Below are 14,461 nucleotides of genomic sequence, written 5' to 3' on the forward strand. Positions count from 1 at the left end.
CGCCTCAGCCGACCGTGGGCTCGACGCCGGACTCGCTCGCGAGTTCGCCCTCGGCGTCACGCCAGGCGACCATGCCGCCGAGCACGTCGACGGCGTCGAGGCCGTGGCGTCGGAGGGCCGCCGTGACCTGCGCCGAGCGGCCGCCGAGGTGGCAGACGACGAGGACCTCGCGGTCGTCGGGGATCTCGTCGACGCGGGCGCCGAGCTCCGACATGGGGAGCAGGTGCGCGTCGGGAGCGTGCCCGGCGTCCCACTCGTGCTGCTCGCGGACGTCGAGGAGGTAGGCGCCGTTCTTGACGGCGTCGATGGCCTCGGAGGCGCTGACGACTTCGCGGTCGCTCACGAGGACACCGCCGCCTTGGCCTTCTTCGAGTCGGTCTTCTTGATCGACGACTCGTTGCCGCGGATCTGCGCGTAGACCGGGGCCGCGATGAAGATCGTCGAGTAGGTGCCGACGAGGATCCCGATGAAGAGCGACAGCGAGATGTCGCGGAGCGTGCCGGCACCGAGGAGGTACGAGCCGATGAAGAGGATCGCCGCGACGGGGAGCAGCGCCACGACCGAGGTGTTGATGGAGCGCACCAGGGTCTGGTTGACCGCCAGGTTGACCGACTGCGCGAAGGTCCGCGACGAGCCGTTCTTGTCTTCGGAGTTGTTCTCGCGGATCTTGTCGAAGACGACGACGGTGTCGTAGAGGGAGTAGCCGAGGATCGTGAGGAAGCCGATGACGGCCGCGGGCGACACCTGGAATCCTAGGATGCCGTAGACGCCCGCCGTGATCACGAGGTCGTGGATGAGGGAGATCATCGCGGCCGCCGCCATCTTCCAGGTGCGGAAGTAAGCCGTCATGAAGATGGCGGCCAGGATGAGGAAGATCACGAGGCCGCGAACAGCCTGGGTCGTGATGTCGGCACCCCAGGTCGCGCCGATGAAGGACGACGCGACGTTCTTCTCGGGAACGTCGTAGGCCTTGGCGAGCTCGGTGCCGAGGGAGTCGGTCTGGCGCGTGGTCAACTGCTCGGTCTGCACGCGGACGGTGTTGCCGCCCACGACGGTGACGAGCGGCTGCGCCTGCGGGTCGAACTGCTGGACCGTCTTGGTGGCGATCGACTGGTCGGGGTTCTGGAGGCCCGAGATCTGGTACTCGGAACCGCCGGTGAAGTCGATGCTGAACTGGAACCCGCCCCGCGCGAGCGGGATGAGGATCGACGCGGCGATCATCACCGCGGCGATGATGTACCACAGGCGCCGGCGTCCGACGATGTCGTACGAGCGCTTTCCCGTGTAGAGGTCGTTTCCGAAGTCGGAGAAGCTGGCCATCAGGAGTCCTTTCCGGAGCCGGTGGGCTTCTGGGCATCGGTGTCGTGGGCGTCGTTGTCGTCGGGGGCCGTGGCTCCGGCGCCCTTGTTCGCGAGGGCCTTGCGCTCGGCGATGGTCTGGCGGATCTCCGCCTCCTTGCCTCCGGCCCTCTTCTTGCGGGCGGTGACGACGGGCTCGCGGAACTGCGCGCGGCCCCGGTAGACGGCGCCGAGCGCGACCGGGTCGAGGCCCGAGAAGCGGTGGCCGCCGCCGAAGTAGCGGGTCTGCGCGATGAGGCGAAGCATCGGGTGGGTGAACAGCGTGACCACGACGACGTCGATCAGGGTCGTGATGAGGAGCGTCAGGGCGAAGCCCTTGACGTTGCCGACGGCCAGGATGAAGAGGGTGATCGCCGCGAGGAAGTTCACGGAGTCGGACGCCAGGATCGTGCGGATCGCCCGCTTCCAGCCGGCCTCGACGGCCGACTCGAGGATCCGGCCGTCGCGCAGCTCGTCTCGTATTCTCTCGAAGTAGACGATGAACGAGTCGGCGGTGATACCGATGGCGACGATCAGACCCGCGACCCCGGCGAGGGAGAGGCGGTAGCCGTCGTGCCAGGAGAGGAAGTCGATGACCAGGTAGGTGATGACGCCGGAGATGCCGAGGGACAGCACCGTCACGAACGCCAGCGCTCGGTACTGGATGACCGAGTAGATGATCACGAGGATGAGCCCGATGAGACCGGCGATGAGGCCGGACAGCAGCTGCGTCGTGCCGAGCGTCGCCGAGATGACCTCGTTGCTCTGGACGGCGAAGTTGATCGGCAGCGCCCCGAACTTGAGCTGGTCGGCGAGCGTCTTGGCGGTCGTCGAGGTGAACGACCCGGTGATCTGCGCGGAGCCGTCGGTGATGGCGCTGTTCGTCGACGGCGCGGTGATGACGCTGCCGTCGAGGACGATCGCGAACTGGTTGCGCGGCGCCTGGAGGGACACGAGGCGACTCGTGACGTCCTTGAACTGCGTCGTGCCCGTGCCGTTGAAGTTGATGTTGACGGCCCACTGGCCCGTGCTGTTGCCCTGCTGGTTGGTCGCGAGGCCGGAGGTGGCGTTGGAGATCGTCGAGCCCTGGACCTCGACCGGGCCCAGGATGAACTTCGTGACCTGGCCGTTCTCCGGCGTCGAGCAGGTGACGAGCGGCTTGTCGTCAGGAGCCGCAGAGACGTCATCGGGAGCGGCGCAGTTGTAGTTCGTGTAGAGGTCGGCGAGCTGCGGCGAGATCCAGCTGATGTCGCTGGCGTTCGTCGGCTTCGCCGTCGGATTCGCGTCGAGCGTGGGGTTCGGCTGGTACGGCGTCGGGCTGGCCGACTTGCCGACCGAGGACGAGGCGACGGTCTCGGTGTAGAGCACCGGCCGGAACGTCAGGCGGGCCGCGGCCTCGATGCGGTTGAGCGTCGCCTCGTCCGGCTTGCCGGGGATCGACACGACGATGTTGTTGCTGCCCTGGGTGTTGATCTCCGCCTCGGAGACCCCGTTCGCGTTGACGCGCTGGCGGATGATCGACACGGCCTGGTTGAGCTGGTCGGACGACACCGTCTCGCCGTTCTGGAGCTGGGCCTGCAGGGTGATCTGCGTCCCGCCCTGGAGGTCGAGGGCGAGCTGCGGCACGAAGCTGGCGTTGTTCCACCAGCCGTTCGTGGTCTTCGTGGTCGTGTGCAGGATGGTCGCCGCACCGTTCAGAGCGGTGATGGCGGCGATGATCACCAGCAACCACGTCAGCGAACGAAGGGCTTTCTTCACGGGCGTCGATCGTGCCACGGAGAAACTCAGCTTTCTCAGGCGGCGGGCGCAGCGCAGAGGCCGGACCCACCGGGTGGAGTCCGGCCGTGTGGCCGGACGGTCACAGGGTCAGTTCTTGTCGGTCTCCGCGTCGCGGCCCGTGATCTTGGTGCCGTCGACCCGCTCGCCGAAGGCGGGGTCGGTCGAGGGGATGGCGTGGTCCTCGTTGAGCGAGTACGACGTGCCGTCGGTGGACGTCGTGCTCGTCGTCGCCGTCGCGGCGTCGGTCTCGTCGGCACCGGCGACGACCGGCTCGACGACGCGGCCGAGGGTCTGGCGGTGGACCTTGATGACGGTGCCCGGAGCGATCTCGACCTGGGCGACGTTCGCCTCCTCGTCGATGGAGACGAGCGTGCCGTAGATGCCGAAGGTGAGCATGAGCTCGACGCCGGGGACCATCTTCGTCTGCAGCTCGGCCTGGTCGCGGCGGCGCTTGCGGTTGTTGCGGAAGATGAAGAACACCAGCACCACGAGGAGCACGAGCATTACGGCGGTGATGGGATCCATGGAGATTTCTACTTTCGCGTGACGAGAGGGAGTGTGTGCCGCGTGAGGTCAGACGCGGTCGCTGGGAAGCCTCCGAGGATTATAGGTCATCGTCGAAGAGGCCCCCTGTGCGGCGCTGCAGCCCGAAGTGCCGCCAGGCCTCCGGAGTGGCGATGCGGCCGCGGGGTGTGCGGGTCAGGAGGCCCACTCGGACGAGGAACGGCTCGACGACCGATTCGATCGTGTCGGACTCCTCGCCGACCGACACCGCCAGCGTGTTGAGGCCGACGGGCCCGCCGTCGAATCGCGTCAGCACCGTCTCGAGGACCGCCCGGTCGAGGCGGTCGAGACCGAGGGCGTCGACGTCGTAGAGGTCGAGCGCCTCCTGCACGGTCGTGAGGTCGGCGCGGCGGCCGTGGACGAGCGCGTAGTCGCGGACGCGGCGCAGGAGCCGGTTGGCGATGCGGGGTGTGCCCCGGCAGCGCCCGGCGATCTCCCGCAGGGCCTCGCGGTCGATCTCGACGTCGATGAGCGCCGCGGCGCGCCGCAGGACCTCGAACAGCTCGCCCTCGTCGTAGAACTCCAGGTGGGCGGTGAAGCCGAACCGGTCGCGGAGGGGGTTGGGGAGCAGGCCGGAGCGGGTGGTCGCGCCGACGAGGGTGAAGGGCGAGAGGTCGAGGGGGATGCTCGTGGCTCCTGCGCCCTTGCCGACCATGATGTCGATGCGGAAGTCCTCCATCGCGAGGTACAGCATCTCCTCGGCGGAGCGGGCCATCCGGTGGATCTCGTCGATGAAGAGCACCTCGCCCGGCACGAGCGACGACAGCACGGCCGCGAGGTCGCCGGCGTGCTGGATGGCGGGGCCGGACGACATGCGCAGCGGCCGGTTGCTCTCGTGCGCCACGATCATCGCGAGGGTCGTCTTGCCGAGCCCGGGAGGACCGGCGAGCAGGATGTGGTCGGGCGTGCGCCCCTGCATCGCCGCGGCTCGCAGCAGCAGCTCGAGCTGCCCGCGCACCTTCGTCTGCCCGACGAACTCGTCGAGCGACTTCGGTCGCAGGGCACCCTCGAAGGCGAGTTCGGCCTCGGACTCGAGCTCGGGCTTCGTGAGGTCGGGACCCGTCACTTCGACACCTGCTGGCGCTGCGGCCCGAGCCGGGTGAGGGAGGCGCGGAGGAGCGCCGGGACCGCCGCGGCGACGGAGGGGTCGGCGTCGTCGAGGACGTCGTCGATCGCCGACTGGGCGTCGCGCTCCGACCAGCCGAGGCCGATCAGGGCGACGAGCACGTCGGCGGCCGTCGTCGAGGCCGCGGTGACGCTCGGCGCCTGGATGCGGATGTCGAGCTTGCCGGTCAGCTGGACGACGATGAGCTTGGCGGTCTTGGGGCCGATGCCGGACACCCGGCGGAAGGCGGCGTCGTCCTCCGAGGCGACGGCGGAGGCGATCTGCGACGGTGTGAGGTGCCCGAGCACGCCGAGAGCCGACTTCGGGCCCACGCCCGTGACGCCGCGGAGCAGGTCGAACACCTCGAGTTCGTCGGCCGTGGAGAAGCCGAAGAGCGACAGATCGTCTTCGCGGACGATGAGGGTCGTGTGCAGGTGAGCGACGGAGCCGACCGGCAGCGAGAGGGCCAGCTGCGGGGTCACCGAGACCCGGAGCCCCACTCCCCCGACCTCCACCACGACCGTGGAAGCGGAGGCGGCGAGGACGGAACCGCGGAGACTCGAGATCATCGTCCCAGCCTAGGAGCCCGCACCGACTTCTCCGCGTCGCGCCACGCTCTCTGCGCCGGGGTCAGGCCCTGCCCGGGCGTCGCGGGTGCGGCGGTCGCGCCCCGTCGCCACGCGTGGCAGATGGCCAGGGCGAGAGCGTCCGCCGCGTCGGCCGGCTTCGGGACCTCCGCCAGACCGAGGAGACGGGCGACCATGGCACCGACCTGCTTCTTGTCGGCGGAACCGTAGCCGGTGACCGCGGCCTTCACCTCGGACGGGGTGTGCAGGGCGACGGGGATGTCGCGCTCGGCCGCCGCGCGGAGGGCGAGGCCGCTGACCTGGGCGGTGCCCATGACGGTGCGGACGTTGTTCTGCGCGAAGACACGCTCGATCGCCATCGCATCGGGACGGAACTCGTCGACCAGCGCCTCGATCCCGCGGGCTATCAGCAGGAGCCGCTGCTCGAGCGGCGCGTCGGGCGCGGAGCGGAGAGTGTGGACCGACACGAGGGTCGGCACGCGCGTGGTGTCGACGTCGACGACGCCGACACCGCAGCGCGTGAGGCCCGGGTCGATGCCGAGCACCCGGAGAGTCACGAGGCGTCTCCGGTCACGGACGGGGCCTACTCGTCGTCGTCGAGCTCGGCCTGGACGTCGGCGGGCACGTCGAGGTTGGCGTAGACGTTCTGGACGTCGTCGTCGTCGTCGAGAGCGTCGATGAGCCGGAAGACCTTGCGCGCCGTGTCGGCGTCGACCTCGACCTTGAGGCCAGGCACGAACTCCACGTCGGCGGCGTCGTAGTCGATGCCCGCCTCCTGCAGGGCCGTGCGCGTCGGGACGAGGTCGGCGGGATCCGTCTGGATCTCGAAGCCGGCACCCTGGTCGACGACCTCCTCGGCCCCGGCGTCGAGGACGGCCGTGAGCACGTCGTCCTCGCTGAGCCCGTCGGTCTTCATGACCGTGATGACGCCCTTGCGGCTGAAGTTGTAGGCCACGCTGCCCGGGTCGGCCATCGTGCCGCCGTTGCGGCTCATGATGGTGCGAACGTTGGCGGCCGCGCGGTTCTTGTTGTCGGTGAGGCACTCGATCATGAGCGCCACGCCGTTGGACGCGTAGCCCTCGTAGATGATCGTCTGGTAGTCGACGCTCTCGCCCGAGAGACCGGCGCCGCGCTTGACGGCGCGGTCGATGTTGTCGTTGGGGACCGAGGTCTTCTTGGCCTTCTGGATGGCGTCGACGAGGGTCGGGTTGCCCGACAGGTCGGCGCCGCCCATCTTCGCGGCGACCTCGATGTTCTTGATCAGCTTGGCGAACGACTTGGCACGGCGCCCGTCGATGACGGCCTTCTTGTGCTTGGTCGTTGCCCACTTGGAATGCCCGGACACGGTGCTCCTGTCGCTCTGTCGCGTGCCGTCTGGCGGCACGAAGTTCCCGATAAGTGTAGCCGCGCCCTCGCGGATCCGGCGGCGGGGCGCGGCTGGAGCCGTCCTGCCTACGCGGCGAAGGTGCGCGCGCGGTCGAGGAAGCGCTGGTGGAAGCGGTAGTCGTGCGTCATCTCGGGGTGGAACGACGTGCCGAGGAGGTTGCCCTGCTCGACGGCGACGACGCGGCCGTCGCGCAGCGTGCCGATCGCGGTGGCGCGGGGCCCGACCTCCTCGACGACCGGGGCGCGGATGAAGACGGCGTGGACGGGGTCGCCCTCGAACGCCGGGACGTCGAGGTCCTCCTCGAAGGAGTCCCGCTGCGAGCCGAAGGCGTTCCGGCGCACGGCGACGTCGAGGCCGCCGATCGTCTGCTGACCCGCCATCCCGTCCAGGATGCGGTCGGCCAGCATGATGAGGCCGGCGCAGGTCCCGTAGACGGGCAGTCCGTTCGCCACCGCCGCTTTGAGCGGCTCGGCCAGGTCGAACGTGCGCGAGAGCTTGTCCATGACCGACGACTCGCCCCCGGGGATGATCAGGCCGGAGACGGAGGCGAGCTCCGACTCGCGCCGCACGGGGACCCCCGTCGCCCCGAGCTCGGAGACGACGTGGAGGTGCTCGCGGAAATCGCCCTGGAGGGCGAGGACGCCGATCCGCAGGCCGGAGCCGCCCGAACCGCCCTCGCTACCAGCCACGCTCGGCGAGGCGGTGCGGCGCGGGGAGGTCGGCGACGTTGATGCCGACCATGGCCTCACCGAGACCGCGCGACGCGTCGGCGACGGCCTTCGGGTCGTCGAAGAACGTGGTGGCCTTGACGATCGCCTGGGCGCGCTGGACGGGGTTGCCCGACTTGAAGATGCCGGAGCCGACGAAGACGCCGTCGGCGCCGAGCTGCATCATGAGTGCGGCATCGGCGGGAGTCGCGACTCCGCCGGCCGTGAACAGGACGACGGGCAGCTTGCCGGTCTCGGCGACCTCCCGGACGACCTCGAAGGGCGCCTGGAGCTCCTTGGAGGCGACGTAGAGCTCGTCCTCCTTCAGGCCGCGGAGCTGAGCGATCTCCTTGGTGATGGTGCGGATGTGCTTCGTCGCCTCGGAGACGTCTCCGGTGCCGGCCTCACCCTTGGAGCGGATCATGGCCGCGCCCTCGTTGATCCGGCGGAGCGCCTCGCCGAGGTTCGTCGCACCGCAGACGAAGGGCACCGTGAACTTCCACTTGTCGATGTGGTTGACGTAGTCGGCCGGGCTCAGCACCTCGGACTCGTCGATGTAGTCGACGCCGAGCGACTCGAGGATCTGCGCCTCGACGAAGTGGCCGATGCGCGCCTTGGCCATGACCGGGATGTTCACGGCGGCCTGGATGCGCTCGATCATGTCGGGGTCGCTCATGCGGGCGACGCCGCCCTGCGCACGGATGTCGGCGGGGACGCGCTCGAGGGCCATGACGGCGGTGGCGCCGGCGTCCTCGGCGATTCGGGCCTGCTCGACATCGACGACGTCCATGATGACGCCGCCCTTGAGCATTTCGGCCAGGCCGCGCTTGACGCGGGAGGAACCAGTCTGGGGGGCTGCGGTGCTGTCGCTCATGGAGCCCAGCTTAGGGGTTCGGCGCTCCCGTGGACGGGCGTCGCTCGGCGCCGAGAGACGACTCCCCCGGCCAGGCGTCGGCGACCGCCGCGCGGACGTCTCCGAGCAGTCGGGTGACGGCCTTCGTCTCCGCGATGATCGGGAAGAAGTTGGAGTCGCCGGAGTAGCGCGGCACCACGTGCTGGTGGAGGTGCTCCGCGATCCCCGCTCCGCCGACGTTTCCCTGGTTCATCCCGATGTTGAAGCCCTGGGCTCGCGAGACGTCGGTCAGCACGCGCATCCCGGTCTGGGTGAGGGAGCCGATCTCGGCGACCTCCTCGGCCGTCGCCCGGTCGTACGTCGACACGTGGCGGTACGGGCAGACGAGGAGGTGGCCCGGGTTGTAGGGGAAGAGGTTAAGCAGGACGTACGCGTGCTCGCCGCGCGCCACGATCAGCGCCTCCTCGTCGCCCTTGCCGGGGGCCGCGCAGAACGGGCAGTCGTCGTCGTGGGCGCCCTGGCCCTGTCCGACGTAGACGGCGCGGTGCGGGGTCCAGAGACGCTGGAAGGCGTCCCGAGACGCGGCGAAGTCGTTCGACGACTCCGCCGCACCGTCGGTCACGCTCAGACCTGCGCCTTGGTCTCGATCGCGGTGACGATCTTCTCGATCGCCTCGGCCACGGGGATGCCGTTCTCCTGGGAGCCGTCGCGGTAGCGGAAGCTCACGGAGCCCGCGGCGCGGTCCTCCTCGCCGGCGATGAGCTGGAACGGCACCTTGGCCTTGGTGTGGGTGCGGATCTTCTTCGGCATGCGGTCGTTGCCGTGGTCGACCTTGACGCGGACGCCGCGGTCGCGGAGCTGCTTCGCCACGTCGTCGAGATAGTCGCCGTACTCGTCGGCCACGGGGATCCCCATCACCTGGACCGGCGACAGCCAGACCGGGAAGGCCCCCGCGTAGTGCTCGGTCAGCACGCCGAAGAAGCGCTCGATCGAGCCGAAGAGGGCGCGGTGGATCATCACGGGCCGCTGGTGCGTGCCGTCGGCCGCGGTGTAGTCGAGGTCGAAGCGCTCCGGCAGGTTGAAGTCGAGCTGCACGGTCGACATCTGCCAGGTGCGGCCGATCGCGTCGCGGGCCTGGACGGAGATCTTGGGGCCGTAGAACGCGGCTCCTGCAGGATCCGGGACGAGCTCGAGCCCCGTCTCGCGCGCGACCTGCGCCAGAGTCTCCGTCGCCTCCTCCCAGGTGGCGTCGTCGCCGACGTACTTCTCCGGGTCTTTCGTGGAGAGCTCGAGGTAGAAGTCGTTGAGCCCGTAATCCTTGAGGAGCGAGAGGACGAAGTTGAGCGTCGTCTTCAGCTCGTTCGCCATCTCGTCGCGGGTGGTGAAGATGTGCGCGTCGTCCTGCGTCATGCCGCGGACCCGGGTGAGGCCGTGGATGACGCCGGACTTCTCGTTGCGGTACACGCTGCCGAACTCGAAGAGCCGCAGCGGCAGGTCGCGGTAGGAGCGGCCCTGCGACCGGTACACGAGGATGTGCATCGGGCAGTTCATCGGCTTGAGGTAGTAGTCGGCCCCCTGGCGGACGATCTCGCCCTCCTCGTTGCGCGCCTCGTCGAGGTGCATCGCGGGGAACATGCCGTCTTTGTACCAGTCGAGGTGACCCGAGGTCTCGTAGAGGTTCGACTTGGTGATGTGCGGCGTGTAGACGAACTCGTAACCCTCGGCCTCGTGACGGTCGCGCGAGTAGTCCTCCATGGCCCGGCGGATGATGCCGCCCTTGGGGTGGAAGACGGCGAGACCGGAGCCCAGCTCGTCGGGGAACGAGAACAGGTCGAGCTCGGCGCCGAGCTTGCGATGGTCGCGCTTAGCGGCCTCTTCGAGGCGTGCGAGGTGCTCGCGCAGGGCGTCCTTCGTGGCCCAGGCGGTGCCGTAGATGCGCTGGAGCTGCTTGTTCTTCTCCGAGCCCCGCCAGTAGGCCGCGGCGACGCGCATGAGCTTCCAGCCGTTGCCGATGAGGCGCGTGGAGGGCAGGTGCGGGCCGCGGCAGAGGTCGCGCCAGATCACGTCGCCGGTCTTCGGGTCGACGTTGTCGTAGACCGTCAGCTCGGTGCCGCCCACCTCGACCGACTCGCCGGCGTCGCCGTCGATCAGCCCGCCGGGGTTCTCCGCCGTCGCGCCCTTGAGGCCGATCAGCTCGAGCTTGTAGGGCTCGTCGGCCATGAGGGCGCGCGCCTCGTCTTCGGAGACCACGCGGCGGACGAACCGCTGGCCCTGCTTGACGATGCGCTCCATGACCTTCTCGATGGCCTTGAGCGCCTCCGGGGTGAAGGGCTCCTCGACGTCGAAGTCGAAGTAGAAGCCGTCGTTGACCGGCGGGCCGATGCCGAGCTTCGCCTCGGGGTTGATCGACTGGACGGCCTGCGCCATGACGTGCGCGGTCGAGTGGCGCAGGATCTCGAGACCCTGCGGCGAGTCGATTGTCACCGGCTCGGCGAGGACACCGGGCTCGAACGTGGCAGCGAGGTCGAAGAGGGCACCGTCGACGCGGACGGCGACGACCGAGAGGTCGGGGAAGAGATCGAACCCGGTCGTGGCCTCGGTGACCTCTCGCGCTTCGGGCGATGATGCGGTCACGGGCTCGACTTCGTCAGACACGGTTCGGTGGTTCCTTTTGCTCGAGGAGGTTTCGGTCAGTTTAGCCGTCGCAGGATGCCCGACCGTCCGGCCCCGCGCCTCATCCTGCGAGCGGCAGCTCGACCAGCCTGTCGTCGCCCCGGCGGGGGTCGCCGCGCCCGTCCGTGTTGTTCGTCAGGAGGCGGAGCGTGCCGCCGGGGCCCTCGGCGACGTCGCGGATCCTGCCGAGATCGCCCTCGAGGAGGGCCGTGGCCGATGCGCTTGACGCGTCGCCCGAACCCGGATCGATCACCCAGAGGCGTTCACCCCCGAGGCCGGCGAGGTACAGGCGGTCACCGATCGACACGAGACCGCTGGGGCTCGCCTCGTCCGTGGACCACGTCACGACCGGGTCGGTGAAGCGGGAGTCGCTGCCCTCGCCCTCGACCTCGGGCCAGCCGTAGTTCTCGCCGGGCTCGATGAGGTTGAGTTCGTCGTAGGTGTTCTGGCCGAACTCGCTCGCCCACATCCTGCCCTCGTCGTCCCAGGCGATGCCCTGCGGGTTGCGGTGGCCGAGCGTGTAGACGAGCGAGCCCGCGGTGGGGTTGTCGTCGGGGACTCCGCCGGTCGGCGTCATCCGGAGGATCTTGCCGTTGAGGGACTCGGGATCCTGCGCGGCGTCGCGGTCGTTCGCGTCGCCCACCGTGACGTAGAGCATCCCGTCGGGGCCGAAGGCGATCCGGCCGCCGTCGTGGTTCGACGCCTTCGCGAGGCCGGTGAGGACGTCCTCCTGCTCGCCGAGGGCGTAGGAGCCGGCGTCACCCGTGAGCGGCAGGCGGACCACGCGGTTGTCGGTGGCCGTCGTCTCGTAGGCGTAGAGCCAGGTGGTCTCGCCGGGCAGGACGGCGAGGCCGAGCAGGCCGCCCTCGCCCTGGTGCACGACGCCGTCGACCGTTCCGACGGTGCGGGTCGAGCCGTCGTCGGCGACCTCGACCACGGTGCCGTCGTCGCGCTGGCTGACGAGCGTCGAGCCGGAGTCGAGGCGGACCATCGCCCACGGAGCCTCGAGGCCCGTGGCGACGTCGGTGACGTCGGCAGCCGCGGCGGTCTCGGCGGATCCGCTGCCGCTCCGGCGTTCGTCGGCGGGATCGGCGGCGGTGCAGGCGGAGGTCAGCAGCGCCAGGACGGCCACGGGGAGGGCCAGGGACCAGGCACGACGGGACGGGGTCGGACGCGAGATGTCGCTCATCGCGCCATCGTGCCCCGGCTACCTCCGGGCGTGTCCAAGGTCGGATCCGGAGGGGGCGTCAGGAGCCGAGCTGCGTCACCCACCGGTTGACCTCGTCGGTGATGACACCGTCGACCTCGTCGCGCGATGCGGTGGGAGCGAGGTCGCCGGGCTGCTTCCCGTAGGCGCCGAACTGGGCGTGGCTCGCTCCCGGGATCGCGACCATCGAGGCGCTCGCGGGCAGCGACGACCGGTACCTGCGGATGTCCGCGGGCGTCGACAGGCCGTCGCGGGTGCCGGAGAGACTCAGGACGTCGACCTTCGACGACGACAGGTCGTCGACGCAGTAGCTCCCGAGCAGGAGCAGCCCCGAGGTCCCCGGGGTCGACGCGAGCTGGCAGGCGCGCACCCCGCCGAGCGAATGCCCTCCGACCGCCCACGTCGTGATGCCGGGCGCGTGGCGCTCGAACGTCGAGAGCGGACGGGTGTCGAAGAAGGCGAGGTTGAGGGTCGGCTTCGTGATGACCACCGTGGTGCCCCCGGCCACCACGTCGCGGAACGTGGAGAGGTAGGCGTACGGATCGACCTTGGCGCCCGGGATGAAGACGAGCCCCACGCCGTTCGCGGACGCCGTGGGCGTCATGACGACGCTGTCGCCCGCATCCTGCACGCGCACGCGGTCGTCGCGCCACACCCGGAGGGCCGCGGCGCGGTCGCCGGGCATCACGATGTTGCAGTAGACGGCGAAGCCCGTGACGACCAGGAGCAGGACGGCGACGATCGCGGCGACGACGGAACGGACGCGGGGTCGCCTGCGGGGGCTGCGGCGCGGGCGCGGGGCGGTGGTGGTCATGGGGTCCATCCCACCACTGTCGGCGGTCCATCTCACGTCGGCTCCGCGCTCGGCCTCGCCCTCGCACTCGCCAGACGGAGGACCTCCTCGGTGGCGCGGTCGCACGAACCGGATGCTCCGCCGCCGATCAGGATCTCCGTCGCCAGGCGGAAGATCAGGGCCCGGACGGCGCACTGCACGAAATCGGCTTCGTCGCTGAGGGTCCGGAAGAGGGATATCGGCGCGTGGTGGAAGCTCACGGCGTCGACCGCGACGACGGCCACGGAGAAGGGCACCGGCCGCCAGTAGACGGTGGGATCGATGATCGCGGGAGGACGTCCGTCGAAGAAGAGGACGTTGCCCGTTGGATCGCCATGGACGAGGGTCGAGGGCGCGTGAACCGGTCGCCTGGCTTCGACGAGGGGCCGGAGCCGCGGGTCGTCGAGGAGGACCGGGTCGCCATCCTCCTCCCACGCGAACCGGTCCGCGCGAGCCCAGGCGTGCGTGCGGTCGTCGAGGAATGCGGGGCGGTCCATCGAGGCCAGCGCTCCGGCGAAGTCGACAGTCGCAGTGGCGACGTCGGCCCAGCGGTCGGGGTGCGGCTCTCCCGGCAGGAAGGGGTAGGCGATCCACCCCTCGACCTCAAGTCGCCCGTCGGCGGTCCTTCGGGGCAGCGCCAGGCGAAGTCGGGCCGTGTCGCGGAGGTGGCCGGGGATCGTGCCCAGCCAGTCGAGCTCGGCGGGGGCCACGTCGCATCGCTTGACGACCACGCCGCCGGCGCGCCACACGGTGGCGTGCCCGCCCCGAAGCCGTTCGAGCGGACCGTCCGCACCGAACGCGTCGAGTACTGCCGGCGAGGGGCGCATGCGTCGACGCTACTGCGTGGGCGACGGGCGGCCGGTCCGCTAGGGGGTACGTCGACCTCGAGCGTCGGCCACGTGCATCCGGACGGCGTCGACGCTCTGTTTCACGGTGAGCCGACCGGTGTCGAGGACGACGTCGGGGTCCAGCCGGGCGAGTTCGCCGGGCCACCGGCGGTAGACGTCGGCGAGGAAGTCGCGCTGCCGTGAGACGCCCCGCGCCGGATCCTGTCGGGCCCGCTCGAACGCGATCTGGAACGGCGCGGTGATCGCGACCGTCACGACCACTGCGGCCGACGGCGCGAGCGCGACCAGCCGGGCGACCTCCTCGTGACTGCCCGATCCCTCCGCGATGACGCACGTCAGATCGGATCGCAACCACCGGCCGGTCACGGACTCGAAGATCGCGTGCGCCGTCTCCCAGTCGGGCAGGGTGGGGAGCGCCATGGCCGCGATCCCGTCGAGGTCGACGAGGGCCACCCGCTCTCCGCGCTCGCGGAGGTCGTGGCTCAGGGCGGTCGCGATCGTGCTCTTGCCGGAGGCCTGTGGCCCGGCGATCACGACGAGCGCGACGGCCGGGCCCGGTTCGGAGAGCGCAGGAGCCGCCAC

The 14,461-nt window shown here is 70.0% G+C and carries 16 protein-coding genes; all 16 read right to left on the reverse strand.

Features of this window, described 5'->3' with window-relative positions; genetic code table 11:
* Positions 1–4: 4 nt before the first annotated feature.
* Entirely contained in the window at positions 5–343 is a 339-nt protein-coding gene (locus tag AS850_RS07465) for a rhodanese-like domain-containing protein (protein ID WP_119868542.1), read from the reverse strand.
* Positions 340–1,320, reverse strand: a complete 981-nt coding sequence (secF, locus tag AS850_RS07470) for a protein translocase subunit SecF (protein WP_119868543.1) — start codon at positions 1,318–1,320, stop codon at positions 340–342. Before secF ends, AS850_RS07465 begins: the two co-directional genes overlap by 4 nt.
* On the reverse strand, positions 1,320–3,113 hold the full coding sequence (gene secD / locus AS850_RS07475) for a protein translocase subunit SecD (RefSeq protein WP_119868544.1): 1,794 nt from the start codon (positions 3,111–3,113) through the stop codon (positions 1,320–1,322). Before secD ends, secF begins: the two co-directional genes overlap by 1 nt.
* Before the next feature lie 90 nt (positions 3,114–3,203).
* The gene (locus AS850_RS07480; RefSeq protein ID WP_119868545.1) at positions 3,204–3,641 is read right to left on the reverse strand and encodes a preprotein translocase subunit YajC; all 438 of its coding nucleotides are present in this window, start codon (positions 3,639–3,641) and stop codon (positions 3,204–3,206) included.
* A gap of 79 nt (positions 3,642–3,720) precedes the next feature.
* Positions 3,721–4,746 carry a Holliday junction branch migration DNA helicase RuvB gene (gene ruvB, locus AS850_RS07485; protein ID WP_119868546.1) on the reverse strand — a complete coding sequence of 342 codons (1,026 nt, stop codon included), beginning with the start codon at positions 4,744–4,746 and terminating at the stop codon, positions 3,721–3,723.
* Positions 4,743–5,354 (reverse strand): Holliday junction branch migration protein RuvA, encoded by a 612-nt coding sequence (ruvA, locus tag AS850_RS07490; RefSeq protein ID WP_119868547.1) that lies wholly within the window; start codon positions 5,352–5,354, stop codon positions 4,743–4,745. Before ruvA ends, ruvB begins: the two co-directional genes overlap by 4 nt.
* On the reverse strand, positions 5,351–5,929 hold the full coding sequence (gene ruvC / locus AS850_RS07495) for a crossover junction endodeoxyribonuclease RuvC (protein WP_119868548.1): 579 nt from the start codon (positions 5,927–5,929) through the stop codon (positions 5,351–5,353). Before ruvC ends, ruvA begins: the two co-directional genes overlap by 4 nt.
* Before the next feature lie 26 nt (positions 5,930–5,955).
* Entirely contained in the window at positions 5,956–6,717 is a 762-nt protein-coding gene (locus tag AS850_RS07500) for a YebC/PmpR family DNA-binding transcriptional regulator (RefSeq protein ID WP_119868549.1), read from the reverse strand.
* A gap of 107 nt (positions 6,718–6,824) precedes the next feature.
* The gene (gene pdxT / locus AS850_RS07505) at positions 6,825–7,448 is read right to left on the reverse strand and encodes a pyridoxal 5'-phosphate synthase glutaminase subunit PdxT (protein ID WP_119868550.1); all 624 of its coding nucleotides are present in this window, start codon (positions 7,446–7,448) and stop codon (positions 6,825–6,827) included.
* Positions 7,438–8,340: a pyridoxal 5'-phosphate synthase lyase subunit PdxS gene (gene pdxS / locus AS850_RS07510; protein ID WP_119868551.1), complete on the reverse strand. Its 903-nt coding sequence runs from the start codon at positions 8,338–8,340 to the stop codon at positions 7,438–7,440. The genes pdxT and pdxS overlap by 11 nt, the downstream gene beginning before the upstream one ends.
* 10 nt (positions 8,341–8,350) lie before the next feature.
* Positions 8,351–8,941 carry an HIT family protein gene (locus AS850_RS07515; protein ID WP_335589192.1) on the reverse strand — a complete coding sequence of 197 codons (591 nt, stop codon included), beginning with the start codon at positions 8,939–8,941 and terminating at the stop codon, positions 8,351–8,353.
* Between the two features lie 2 nt (positions 8,942–8,943).
* Complete coding sequence (thrS, locus tag AS850_RS07520) at positions 8,944–10,974, reverse strand: threonine--tRNA ligase (RefSeq protein WP_119868553.1); 2,031 nt, start codon at positions 10,972–10,974, stop codon at positions 8,944–8,946.
* 79 nt (positions 10,975–11,053) lie between these two features.
* Complete coding sequence (locus AS850_RS07525) at positions 11,054–12,181, reverse strand: PQQ-dependent sugar dehydrogenase (RefSeq protein ID WP_119868554.1); 1,128 nt, start codon at positions 12,179–12,181, stop codon at positions 11,054–11,056.
* A gap of 58 nt (positions 12,182–12,239) precedes the next feature.
* On the reverse strand, positions 12,240–13,013 hold the full coding sequence (locus tag AS850_RS07530; protein WP_119870202.1) for an alpha/beta hydrolase: 774 nt from the start codon (positions 13,011–13,013) through the stop codon (positions 12,240–12,242).
* Positions 13,014–13,045: 32 nt separating this feature from the next.
* Positions 13,046–13,858, reverse strand: coding sequence for a hypothetical protein (locus tag AS850_RS07535; RefSeq protein ID WP_119868555.1), 813 nt, complete (start codon positions 13,856–13,858; stop codon positions 13,046–13,048).
* A 39-nt stretch (positions 13,859–13,897) separates the two neighbouring features.
* Positions 13,898–14,461 (reverse strand): adenylyl-sulfate kinase, encoded by a 564-nt coding sequence (locus AS850_RS07540; RefSeq protein ID WP_119868556.1) that lies wholly within the window; start codon positions 14,459–14,461, stop codon positions 13,898–13,900.

Source organism: Frondihabitans sp. 762G35 (genome assembly GCF_002074055.1).
Lineage (GTDB): Bacteria > Actinomycetota > Actinomycetes > Actinomycetales > Microbacteriaceae > Frondihabitans.